The 12,151-nt window shown below is 65.3% G+C and carries 9 protein-coding genes; 2 read left to right on the top strand and 7 right to left on the bottom strand.

The window, feature by feature from the left end:
• Window positions 1-11: 11 nt before the first annotated feature.
• Window positions 12-1,826, bottom strand: a complete 1,815-nt coding sequence (locus IPF36_RS35095; RefSeq protein WP_368671171.1) for a LysR substrate-binding domain-containing protein — start codon at window positions 1,824-1,826, stop codon at window positions 12-14.
• A 233-nt stretch (window positions 1,827-2,059) separates the two neighbouring features.
• On the opposite strand from IPF36_RS35095, the gene IPF36_RS18365 reads away from it, so the two are divergent.
• Complete coding sequence (locus tag IPF36_RS18365) at window positions 2,060-3,607, top strand: winged helix-turn-helix domain-containing protein (RefSeq protein ID WP_133098038.1); 1,548 nt, start codon at window positions 2,060-2,062, stop codon at window positions 3,605-3,607.
• Between the two features lie 277 nt (window positions 3,608-3,884).
• On the opposite strand, the gene IPF36_RS18360 is transcribed toward IPF36_RS18365, so the two are convergent.
• Genes IPF36_RS18360 through IPF36_RS18335 form a run of 6 tightly spaced genes read right to left on the bottom strand, consistent with a single transcriptional unit; the run spans window position 3,885 to window position 11,075 of the window.
• Window positions 3,885-5,540: an acyl-CoA synthetase gene (locus IPF36_RS18360; RefSeq protein WP_135706401.1), complete on the bottom strand. Its 1,656-nt coding sequence runs from the start codon at window positions 5,538-5,540 to the stop codon at window positions 3,885-3,887.
• Window positions 5,541-5,568: 28 nt separating this feature from the next.
• Window positions 5,569-6,711, bottom strand: coding sequence for an acyl-CoA dehydrogenase family protein (locus IPF36_RS18355; protein WP_195429466.1), 1,143 nt, complete (start codon window positions 6,709-6,711; stop codon window positions 5,569-5,571).
• A gap of 11 nt (window positions 6,712-6,722) precedes the next feature.
• On the bottom strand, window positions 6,723-7,853 hold the full coding sequence (locus tag IPF36_RS18350; RefSeq protein WP_195429464.1) for an iron-containing alcohol dehydrogenase: 1,131 nt from the start codon (window positions 7,851-7,853) through the stop codon (window positions 6,723-6,725).
• A gap of 26 nt (window positions 7,854-7,879) precedes the next feature.
• Window positions 7,880-9,448, bottom strand: coding sequence for an acyl CoA:acetate/3-ketoacid CoA transferase (locus IPF36_RS18345; RefSeq protein ID WP_195429462.1), 1,569 nt, complete (start codon window positions 9,446-9,448; stop codon window positions 7,880-7,882).
• 37 nt (window positions 9,449-9,485) lie between these two features.
• Window positions 9,486-9,926: a MaoC/PaaZ C-terminal domain-containing protein gene (locus tag IPF36_RS18340; RefSeq protein WP_133098043.1), complete on the bottom strand. Its 441-nt coding sequence runs from the start codon at window positions 9,924-9,926 to the stop codon at window positions 9,486-9,488.
• Window positions 9,927-9,953: 27 nt separating this feature from the next.
• Window positions 9,954-11,075, bottom strand: a complete 1,122-nt coding sequence (locus IPF36_RS18335; RefSeq protein WP_195429460.1) for a glycoside hydrolase family 88 protein — start codon at window positions 11,073-11,075, stop codon at window positions 9,954-9,956.
• Window positions 11,076-11,236: 161 nt separating this feature from the next.
• Between IPF36_RS18335 and IPF36_RS18330 the strand changes: the two genes are divergently transcribed.
• Window positions 11,237-12,133 carry a LysR family transcriptional regulator gene (locus IPF36_RS18330; protein WP_133098045.1) on the top strand — a complete coding sequence of 299 codons (897 nt, stop codon included), beginning with the start codon at window positions 11,237-11,239 and terminating at the stop codon, window positions 12,131-12,133.
• Window positions 12,134-12,151: the final 18 nt, after the last annotated feature.

Raw genomic sequence — 12,151 nt, 5'->3', positions numbered from 1 at the left:
TCTTGCCAAGTCTATTGATCCCGCAGGGGCACCAATGGTGCCAAGGCGACCTGTCGATCCTCAGGCGTTAGTGAGAAAGCACCCGCGCATTGAAGGTCCAGCGCCCGGATCGCTGCCGTCATGTGGTCGACGAACACGCGGATGCGCGACGGCAGGTGCTGACGGCTCAGGTAGCAGATGTAGTGGCCCTGGTCATCGGGTGCGTACTGTGGCATGGAGTGAACCAGTTTCCCCTCGCGCAGCAAATCGCAGATCAGGTACCCGCCCAACTGAGCGATGCCTTTGCCTTGGAGGACGGCCTCCAGCACGAGCCCGTCATCGTTGAACATGATGCGCGATGGCGGAGTCAGCTTTCGCAATCCCCCCTCCACCTTGAACTCCCATTCGTAGACGCGGCCCGACGGCAGACGGACGTTGATGCAGTCGTGCTGCATCAACGCGTCCGGCGACTCGGGCATACCGCGCCTTACCGCATACGCGGGCGAGGCGCACACCAAAGTCTGCATCGGGACGATCCGTTTCGCGACGATCCGGGAGTCGGCCAGGCGTCCGTTGAGAAACGAGACGTCGATGCGGTCCGACGTGAAGTCGCTCGCGACGCAGCTCAGGTGCAGCTCGATCTCGATGTCGGGGTACTTTTCCTGGAAGGCCCACAGCAGCGGCGCGACCACCTTGCGGCCGAAACCCACGGAAGCGGAGACCCGCAGGCGTCCTCGCGGCGGACCGTCGCGCAGATCGCGCAGGTCCTCCATCGCCTCTGTGATGAGAGCGACGCTGGGCTGGCAGCGGGCATGAAGGATCTCGCCTTCGCCCGTGAGCGAAATGCTGCGCGTCGTCCGACTCAACAGACGCAAGCCGACCTGCGCCTCCAGCTTCTGGATGCAGCGGCTGACCGCGGAACGAGTGATCCCGAGCCGGTCAGCGGCCTTGGAAAAGCCGCCTTCGGCCACGACGGTGATGAAGGCGACGACTCCGGGATAGCTCGTCGCGAAGCTCGATGCAAGCGCCTCCGAGTTGTCCGCACCGGCAGTCGCCAAAAGAGGGGACTGCATGGCGAAGCAGGACTTAGCCTGGTAGCGAACGAGCCAGTCCTCGAACCGGATCGCGCCGATGCGGGGGTTCTCCCCGGGTGTGAGCGTCCGATCGGAGAGGAGGCCACCAAAGTAGCGCGCGTGGACGTCCGGCACGACCTTGCGCGTATCCTGCGTCGCCCGCAGGAAGCGCCTGACCAGTTCGTCCAGTGGCATCGCCTCCGGACCGGCGACTTCGACCGTGCCGTTGACTGGCGGCGCGACTGCAACCTCGGCAAGCGCCGCTGCCACGTCCGCTGACGCGATCGGCTGGATCAGCGCCGGCGACAAGCGAATCTCCTTGCCTAAGGTGTCCAACGGGGCAGCCGACTGGGCAATGTCGCCGACAAACTCGTAGAATTGCGTCGCACGCACGATGGTGTAGGGAATGCCGGACGCCTTGATGAGGCTCTCCTGCGCGACCTTCGCCCGGAAATAGCCGCAGTCGGGAAGCCGTTCGCTACCAACGATCGACAGGGCGACATGGTGGCGTACGCCGGCGGCAGCGCCCGCAGCCAGGAGGTTGCGGCCCGATCGCTCGAGAAACTCGAGGGCCATCTCGTCTTCCCATACTGGCGCATTCGCCACATCGACGACGACCTCGGCGCCGTCGAGCGCTTTGGCCAAGCCCTCGCGGGTGATGGTGTGGACGCCGGTGTCATGGACGGCTGCGAGCACCTCATGGCCGCGCTTGCGAAGGTCCTCCACAAGCTTCGTTCCGATGAAGCCGGTGCACCCGATGACGACAATCTTCATGTTTCTCTCCGTTTCTCGACGCAAACCGTTGCCGTCGATGTGCATGGAGATTGCCCGCGCGATCCTGGGAGGTCCTTGCCTTCACCTTGAATTTCTCTGCAGGAGAGCTTGGTTCTTCGTCCAAGCATTGCCCGATCGGGATGAGATGCTCTCACCACCGGTTGCAGTATCATCCATGGAGGGAATTCACCAGTTGCCCCCACCTGGGAGCCGGATCGGCCAGGGGATGTCAAGTGCAGTTCGTGTTTGAAGACTACGTGATCGACCCGGAACGCCGGGAGCTTTCGCATCGCGCGAAAGTCGTACCTGTCGGGCCGCAGGTCTTCGATCTACTGCTGCATCTCGTCAGGAACCGCGACCGTGTCGTCAGCAAGGACGACCTGCTGCAGGCGGTATGGCGCGGCCGAATCGTCTCGGAATCGACGATCACCAGTCACATCAATGCGGTTCGCAAGGCCATTGGCGACACCGGCGGGGAACAGCGCTTGGTCAGGACTGTCGCCCGCAAGGGTTTCCGCTTCGTCGGCGAGATCGGCGAACACATCTCCAGAGAATCGAGGGAGCCGCCGTCCGCGCTCCTCCTTCCGGGTAAACCTTCCATTACCGTATTGCCCTTCCAGAACCTGAGCGGCGATCCCGAGCAGGAGTATTTCGCCGACGGCGTGGTGGAGGACATCATCGCTGCGTTGTCGCGCATACGCTGGCTGTTCGTCATCGCGAGCGACTCAAGCTTCACCTACAAGGGCCGCGCAGTCGAGGTGAAGGACGTTGGTCGCGAGCTTGGCGTGCGCTACGTGCTGGAAGGCAGCATGCGCAAGACCGGCAACAAGGTGCGCATCACAGGGCAGCTCATCGATGCCAGGACCGGGACACATCTCTGGGCGGAGCGCTTCGAAGGCACGCTGGACGACATCTTCGAACTGCAGGACCAGGTTGCGGAAAGCGTGGTCGGCGCCATCGCGCCGCAGCTCGAGCGGGCGGAGATCGAGCGTGCCAAGCGCAAGCCGACGGAGAACCTGTGCGCCTACGACTATTACCTTCGCGGCACCGCGCAGGTGCACAGCGGAACGCGCGAATCAATCGAGGCGGCGCTGCCCTTGTTCTACAAGGCCACCGAGCTCGATCCGGATTTCGCATCGGCCTATGGCATGGCGGCCTGGTGTTATATCTGGCGCAAGATGAATGGCTGGATGACCGATCAGCCCCGGGAGATTGCCGAGGGCACTCGCCTGGCCCGACTGGCGGTGGAGCTCGGCCGGGACGATGCTGTGGCGCTCACGAGAGGAGCTCATGCACTTGGGCATCTGACCGGCGACCTCGACGGCGGTATCGCCCTGTTCGACAGAGCTTTGCTGCTTAATCCGAACCACGCACCTGCATGGTCCCTGTGTGGGTGCCTGCACGCTTGTCGCGGTGAAACAGACGCTGCGATTAAGTATTTGGCGCGTGCCGTTCGCTTGAGTCCATTGGATCCGGAAATGTTCAGGATGCAGGCTGGGATGGCGCTGGCGCATTTCTTCGCGGGACGATTCGACGCCGCTTCGGATTGGGCCGAAAGGGCCAAATGCAATCTACCGAGTTTCCTTGCCCCGGCCGGCATTCTGGCGGCGAGTCATGCGCTCGCTGGCCGCATGGACAAAGCGAAGGAGGCGATGCAGCGCCTGCGCACGCTCGATCCGTCACTCCGCGTCTCCAATCTCAAGGACTGGCTTCCGATCCGTCGCCCAGAAGACCTGACCCAGTTTGCGGAGGGGCTGCGGCTGGCCGGATTGCCCGAATGACTACGGCACGATTGCTCCTCGCCGATGGCGCGTACCGGGCCGAGCAGAGCCCTCGACAAGGAGCGTGCCGCAAGTCTGAACGATATACCGACCGTGCCTGCCGTGCTGTAGTACCGCGCCAGTCACGCATCTCGCGCAAGATGTCGCCAAGGCGGTCGGTCAACCGGTCTTCGCTCCCAATGCAGAGTCTTCTGCTCCGCCACGACCGGGCGCTCTCGGATATCCCGAACGTGGAGAGCAGGCTCGGCCGGCCACCGAAACACATTCACGGGGGACGTCACGCCGGTACGTGGCCGGGCCAGGGAGCGCCGGAGCTTGCTCGTTGCCTGAGGAGGAACTTCTGGATCTTGCCGGTCGACGTCCTGGGAAGGTGGCCGATGACTACTTTCTTCGGCGCCTTGAAGTGTGCCAAATGGGCGCGGCAATGTTCGATCAGTTCGCGCTCGCCAACCCTGGCGCCATCGACGACTTCGACAAATGCGCATGGCGTCTCCCCCCAACGCTCGTCGGGCTGGGCGACGACGGCTGCCACGCGCACCGCAGGGTGCCGGTAGAGCACCTCTTCAACCTCCAGTGAGTTGATATTCTCTCCGCCCGAAATGATGACGTCCTTGGAACGGTCCCGGATCTGTACATAGCCATCCGGGCAGACGACTGCGAGGTCACCCGAGTGGAACCAGCCGCCGGCAAAAGCTTCCGCCGTGGCCTCGGGGTTCTTCAGGTAGCCCTTCATCGTCATGTTGCCGCGGAACATGACTTCGCCGATGGTCTTCCCGTCCCACGGCACCGGCACAAGGGTTTCGGGATGCAGCACGGCCATGCCTTCCTGTGCGGTGTAGCGGACGCCTTGCCGTCCTTTTCGTTCCGCCAGCGCACCGATGCCGAGTTCCTCCCATTCGGGCTGCTCCACGCAAACCGCAGCGGGGCCGTAGACCTCGGTCAGCCCGTAGATCTGGGTGATCCTGATCCCCATGCGCATCAGGCCTTCGATCACCGGGATCGGCGGGGGGGCGCCGCCGATGAGTCCGTGGACCGGATGGTCGATGCCCGCCTTCCACGCTTCGGGTGCGTGGGCAAGCATCGCATGCACGATCGGCGCCCCGCAGTAATGCGTGACCTGGCACGCGCGAATCGCATCGAGCACGGCGGCAGCCTCCACCCGCCGCAGGCAGACGCTGGTACCGGCGTTGGCAGCCAGCGTCCAGGCGAAGCACCAGCCATTGCAGTGGAACAGCGGCAGCGTCCACAGGAAAACGGCGTGCCGGGGCATGCCCCAGTCGAGCATGTTCGACAGCGCAGCCAGATAGGCGCCGCGATGGTGGTAGACCACGCCCTTTGGGTTGCCTGTGGTGCCGGAGGTATAGTTGAGGGCGATGGCCTGCCATTCGTCGGCAGGCTCGCCGCCCTCCCAGTGCGGATCGCCCCCGGCCAGGAAGCCCTCGTATTCGATCTCCGCCAGCCTGCGGCCCCCTTCGACGGCGGGATCGATGATGTCAATCACCAGCGGCTTGTCGTCGAGCAGCGTCAGTGCGGCTTCGACTACGTCAGCGTACTCCGTGTCGGTGACCAGCACCTTTGCATCCGCGTGCCTGAGCATGAAGGCGATGGCGGCCGCGTCCAAGCGCACGTTTAACGTGTTCAGCATGGCGCCACTCATGGGCACGCCGAAATGCATCTCCAGCATCTCCGGCGTGTTGGCGGCCATCACGGCTACCGTATCGCCAGTCCTGACGCCGGCGGCCACCAGCGCCGACGCGAGGCGGCGGCTGCGCTCCAGCATTGCCCGCCAGCTCGTGCGGCGCTCGCCGTAGACGATGGCTGTACGCTCAGGGTAGACCTCGGCCGTCCTGCGCAGGAAGGAGATCGGCGTCAGGGGCACGAAGTTGACCGGGCTGCGCTCCAGCCCATCCGCGCTGTGTTCGACGTGTTCCATGGATTGCCTCACTGGCTGCAGCCGTGCGTCAGCGCATTACGTCGCGGGAGATGATCATCCGCTGGATCTCGGAGGTCCCCTCAACGATCTCGAGCACCTTGGCATCCCCGAACGCGCGCGATACCGCGTACTCCGTCATGATCCCGTTGCCGCCGTGGATCTGCACGGCCTGGTGGGCCGCCTCCATGGCCTTCTCGGTTGCGAAGAGCTTTGCCATCGAGGCCTGCCGATCGTAGGGCCGGCCCTCGTCCTTGGCCACCGCGGCGTCGTAGAGCATCAGGCGGGCAGCGTGCGCGTGGGTCGCCATGTCGGCCAGCTTGAACTGCAGCGACTGGAACTGGTCGAGCGTCTTGCCGAACGCTGTGCGCTCGCTCATGTAGCGGACAGAACGTTCCAGCGAGCCCTGCAGGATGCCCAGGCCCAGCGTTCCGATCAGGATGCGGCCGGTGCTCACCTGTGACAGGGTCTGCCGGAGGCCGGCCCCGACCTCGCCGAGCAGGTGCTCGGCAGGAATGGCGCAGTCCTCGAAGAACAGCTCGAATGTGGTCGATCCGCGCCAGCCGATCTTGTGCAGCTTCTTGCCATGGCTGAAGCCGGGCGTACCGTTCGGCACGATGAAGTTCGAAATCTCCTTGCGGCCGTCGGGCCGGGTTCCCGTCACCGCCGCAATGACGATCGGGCCGGTGATCTCGGAACCCGAGTTGCTGATGAAGGTCTTGGCGCCATTGATAACCCAGCAGCCATCCTTCAGCACGGCGCGGGTCTGGATATTGGCGGCATCGGAGCCGGCGTTCGGCTCTGTCAGGCCGATGCAGCCGACCTGCGTGCCCGCCAGGATCGGCCGCAGGAAGCGCGCCTTCTGGCCGTCGGTGCCGTAGTTGTTAAGCAGGCTGGCCGCCGTGGAGTTGGCCATGATGGCTACCGCCACGGCGCAATCGACGCGGGCGATCTCTTCCAGCGCAATGGCGAAGCCAAGCCAGTCGCCGCCGCTGCCTCCCCAGGCTTCGGGGTACGGCAGCCCGATATAGCCCAGTTCGCCGGCCCGGCGCCAGATCTCGTAGGGAAAACTCTCCTCTTCCCACAACCGGTGGGCGACCGGTGCGATCTCTTCCTCGGCGAAACGGCGCACCGCCTGCCGGATAATCTCGTGGTGTTCTGCGATGTATGACATCGTCTTTCTCCTCAATACGATTCCTGCAGCATCGCCAGGTAGTCGTCGACCGTGGCAGTGCGGGGATTGGTGGCGTGGCAGTGGTCCTTCGTGGCGGCGACCGCGATGTCCTCCAACACGTCACGCGGCACGCCCATGGCGCCGAGACCAGCCGGCAAGCCGAGACGGGCGTTGAGTTCGCTGATGGCCTGAGCCGGGTCCCCGCCGGCGGGCAGGCCCATGGCCTGGACAAGTGCGGCCTGCTTGGCTTCGGTCGCCGGCTTGTTGAAGCGCAGCACGGCCGGCAGCAGCACGGCATTCAGCGTGCCGTGGTGCAACGAGACGCCGGGCACCGCGCCCAGCGGGTGCGACAGTGCATGCACCGCGCCCAGCCCCTTCTGGAAGGCCAGCGCGCCTTCCATGGCGGCCATCATCATGTTCCAGCGCGCGTCGCGGTCGCAGCCGTCGGCGGTGGCCTTGCCGATATTGGCTATGCCGCGGCGCAGACCGTCCAGGGCGATCGCTTCGGCGGGCGGGTTGATGGCCGGCGACAGGAAGGTCTCGATGCAGTGGGCGATGGCGTCCATGCCGGTCGCGGCGGTCAGGGCCCGCGGCAGGCCCAGCGTCAGTTCCGGGTCGCAGATGGCGAGCTTCGGCAGCAGGAACGGACTAAGGAGGCCGAGCTTGCGGCCGGACTCCATGACGATGACCGCGCCCCGGCCCACTTCGCTGCCGGTACCCGCGGTTGTCGGGATGGCCACCAGCGGGGCGACCCGGCTGGTGATCCGGCTCGCGCCGCCCTCCACCGCCGCGTAGGTCTGCAGCGGTGCCGGGTGGGTCGCCAGCAGCGCGGTGGCCTTGCCCAGGTCCATGGGCGATCCGCCGCCCACGGCCACGATGCCGTCGCAGCCGTTGCCCAGGTAAAGGCCGGTCGCGGCGGACACGGCGGCTTCCGTCGGGTTGGGAGGGGTGTCCTCGAAGACGGTGGGAGTGCAATCCGGGCCCAGGGCGTCGAGCACCTTGTCGGCGATACCGGCGGCGCGGATGCCGCGATCGGTGACGATCAGCGGTCGCTGGATGCCCAGGCGCTGCAGCTCGGCCCCCAGCATCCGGATGGCGCCGAAGTCGATGTGGACGGTAGTCAGGTAGTTGATGACAGCCATGTTTTCCTCGTAGATAGGTCGATGCGTCAGGCGCGGAATAGCGTCGGGTCCATGCGCGGAAGCGGCTCCGCCATGCGCACCGGAGGGAAGGCCATCAGGTCTAGTACCTGGGACCTGACGTCTACACCGGGCGCAACCTCCTCCAGCACCAGTCCGTCTGCCGCCACTGAGAAAACTGCGCGCTCGGTGATGACCTTGGCCTCCTGGCCGCGCTCGGTCACGTTGCGCCCCAGTGGATAGGTGATCTCATCCACGCGCTCGACGAACTTGCGCACGCTCCCCTCACGCCCGACCGACAGGAAGCCGTCGGTGGTGTCGGCGGCGAGGCCGCCGGTGGTGAAGGTGCCGGTGAACAGCAGCTTGCGCGCGTTGTAGGCGATGTCGATGAAGCCGCCCGGCCCCGGATTGGCCGCGCCGAAGCGGCTGACGTTGATGTTCCCGGCCCGGTCGAACTGGGCAAAGGCCAGCGCCGCCATCGGGCAGTTGCCGCCGTCGATGAAGTCGAACTGCGAAGGGCCGTCGATCAAGGCCTCCGGATACTTGTTGGCGGAGAATTGCCAGCCGCTCATCACGACGCCGCCGAAGGGGCCGTGCTCGGTGGTAAAGCTGTAGCGACGCAGGCCGCCGTCGGCGAACAGGCCATCTTCCATCATCACCGTGGGCACGTCGGACGAAGCACCGAAGCCAAAGATGCTGACCTCGCCGGGCCTGATTTCCCGAGCCGCCCGCCGGGCGATCACCTTGTCGGCGCCGGGCGGCAGGCGGTCCGAGGCGCGGCCGTCGAAAAGCTGGCCGCCGAGATAGGCATCGTCGTACCGGATGTCGGTGGTCATCATGGCGTCGGGTTCCACCACGACGCGATCCACCAGCACGCCGGGAATCCGCACCGCGTGCGCCGGCCGGGCGTGGCGCGGCACCAGCTTGCGCACCTGTGCGATCACGGTGCCGCCTGACGCCTTCACCGCCAGCGCCATGGCCAGCGCGCACGACGTGATCGGCTCGTCCTCGAAGCTCAGGTTGCCGTCCTCGTCGGCACTGGTGGCACGCAGGAACCCCACGTCGAGCGGCCAGCTCGGATAGAACAGGTATTCCTTGCCGTCCAGCTCCTGCACCCGCACCAGGTCGTCGGTGGCGCGCGCCGTGTACTTGCCGCCCTGCTGGCGCGGGTCGATGTAGGAGCCGAGGCCGATGCGGGTCAGGTAGCCTGGGCTGCGCCGGGCGACTTCGCGCAGCCAGTGCATGGTGGCGCCGATCGGCCAGCAATAGGCTTCCACCCGATTCTCGCGGATCAGGCGCATGAACTCCGGGCGCTTGCCGGTGGCCGGATTCACCGCGTTGGTAAAGTTGCCCGACACGATCCGCTTCATCAGCCCTTCGACTGCTACGTGATCCATGCCGCGGATGCCAATGCCGTCGCCGACACTGACCGGGAAGAAGAACGTCAGGTCACGAGGCGACCCAGTCTCGTGGAAGCGTTGCGCCAGCGCCTGGAACAACGCGTCCGGCGTCAGCCAGCCGATCACGCCCACGCTGCCCACGCTCTGGCCGGGCCGGATATCTGAAACGGCCTGCGCCGCAGTACAGATCTTGCTCATGCGATCTCTCACCTTTCTCGCCGCTCGCAGCCCGGGCTCAGGCCTGGAAATGGATGATGTGGGTACCGACGCAGACCGTCTCGCCCCGCTGGTTGATTAGCGTTGCCTCAGCCCACAGGCGCTTCTTCTCGTCGTCGGCGCGGGCAATGCGGTAGTTCACGGTGAGGGTGTCTCCGATGCGAACGGGCTTGGTGAAGCGCACGTTGTCGTAGCCGTAGGAGACCGCCGGGCGCTGGATCATGTCGAGATACTTGGTCACGGCGCCGGCGATGAAACCGACCATCATGGCGCCCTGCGCGATGCGGCCGCCGAAGCCCATGCGCTTGCAGTATTCGTCGTCCATGTGGTTGGGGTGGTTGTCACCGCTGATGCCGGCGAAGGCATAGATGTCGTACTCGCCGAGGGTGCGGGTGTAGCTGGTGTGCGTGCCAATAAGGGTGGATACGTTGCCTTCGTGCGGGATCTTGATGTCGGACATGTGGGTTCTCCGGAAGTGGATTGGGGTTCAGACCTGGGTGGCGTCGATCCTGCTCGCGAGGATGAGCAGGGATTCGAGGAGAAAGTAGTCGCCCCAAACCAGTTCGTTGTCTAAGGCGACGTTATTGCGCTTGTTGAAGCAGCCGCCGGTGAGGATGCCAGGCTGCCGTTCATCGCCTGGACCGATCGGGGTCAGGAAGCGGGTCACGACTTGCTCGATGCTGTTGACGGCAGCCTGGCGGTAGACCGCCGCGCGCTCCGGGACAAGCGCGGCCAGTTTGAGCAGGCTGGCGGCGGCGATGGCGGTGGCCGAGGTGTCGCGGTTAGTGTGCGGGATGGCGGGATCGTCGAAATCCCAGAAGGCCACGCGGTCGGCGGGCAGGTGCGCGACCCACCAATCTGCCACGCGGATCGCGTCGGATTTGAACGCCTGCTCGCCGCACGACAGCGCCTGTGCGAGGCCAAGCATGCCCCACGCCTGGGCGCGGGCCCACGTGCTGCTGTCATGGATGCCCTTGTGCGTGTAGCGCTTCACGAGCGAGCCATCGGCAGCGTTGAATGTGGCGGACTGGCAAACCGAGCCATCCTCCCGCACGCACAGGGCAATGTGCTGGCGCAGGTGCTGGCGGCCGATCTCGCCCGTACCGAGAGCGGCGTCGTGCCGCAGCAGCAGCGCCACGGTGCCCGGAATCGCATCGATGTTGGCCTCGCTCGTCCCCACGCTGGAAGCCTCCTCGGCCTCGGTGCCGAGCGGGATCAGGCGGGCCGCTTCGCTGTACATTTCCGCCAGGCCACGCGTGCCGTCGAGGGCGAGCCGCGCGGCCTGCGGATCGGCCAGCAGCGAGCCGCCGAGTTGCGCGCCGTACCAGAAGAGGAATCCTTTGAACACCGACTTCGACGCCACCCGCGGCGCCAGCCGTGCGGACCACATGCGGGCGCTGTCGCGGTACTTCTGATCGCCAGTGCGCAAGGCAGCCAGCCACAGCATCCCGACCCAGAAGCCGCCGGTCCAGTCGCCGGCCGGGGAGCGTGTCCAGGTGCCGTCGGCCGGATTGCCATAGTGCGGAAAGCCCGCCTCGTCCTGCGCGATCGTCGCATCGATGCGTTGCAGGATGCGATCGAGCGCATCATCGATCAGTCTGGAATCCATAGTTTTGTCTCCATGCATACATTGGCTTCTCCGGTCTTCGCTGCCAGCCTTGCGGACCTCGGGGTGGAGCGCGGAGCGGGGTATGCATGGAATCGTAGGGATTGCGCAAACTAGCGTCCAATATATAATTAATCGCTCTTTTATACTTACAGGATATAGCGATGGATCTTCGCCACCTCCGGTACTTCATCGCCGTCGCCGAGGAACTCAACTTCACGCGGGCGGCCGAGCGCCTGCACATCGCCCAGCCGCCGCTGAGCCTGCAGATCCGCCAACTCGAGGAGGAGATGGATGTGACACTGCTGAACCGCTCGCGTCGGCACGTGGAGCTGACCGAGGCGGGTCGCATTTTCCTGGAGCAGGCGCGGCAGATCCTGCGCGCTACCGAGAGTGCGGTCATCCAGACGCAGCGCGCGCATCGCGGTGAGACTGGCCGGCTGACGGTCGGCTTCTTCGAGCACACGTCCTATACGCTGCTGCCGCCCATCCTGCGCGCCTACCGGGAGCGTTTTCCCTCCGTGGAAATCCTGCTGCGCTGGTTTCCGGTCGTTGAACAGGCAGAAGCGCTGCGGCGGGGTGACGCGGATATCTCCTTCATGCGGCCCGTGCCCGACCTCGAGGACGTGACGTGGGAAACCATCCTCGAAGAGCCGTTCGTGCTGGCTGTGCCGGCAAGGCACCCATTCGCGAACGCGGAGTCAATCTCGCTGAAGGATTGCGCGCAGGAGCCCTTCATCATGTACATGCCCGAGGCGGCGCCGGACTTCCACGCCATGAACATGCGCATGTGCGCGTCGGCGGGTTTCGTGCCGAAGGTCGTGTCTGAAGTGGGGCAGGTCTACACGCTGGTCGGGTTGGTCAGCTCCGGTGCGGGCATTGGCTTCGTGCCGGCATCGGTCCGGCAGATGAAGTTCGACCACGTCGTCTACAAGCCGATCAAAGGCCGGCAACCAACAGTCGAGATCATGCTCGGCTATAGCCAGCGCACCCCAACGCCGCTGATGACGGCTTTCATCGAGACGGCGAAAAGCATGCTCCCCGGGCCTCGCCCGCTGTAACGTTGGCGAGGCCCGGAG

The organism is Cupriavidus sp. IK-TO18 (assembly GCF_015549295.1).
GTDB lineage: Bacteria > Pseudomonadota > Gammaproteobacteria > Burkholderiales > Burkholderiaceae > Cupriavidus > Cupriavidus oxalaticus_A.
This window is presented reverse-complemented; position numbering and strand designations above follow the sequence as displayed.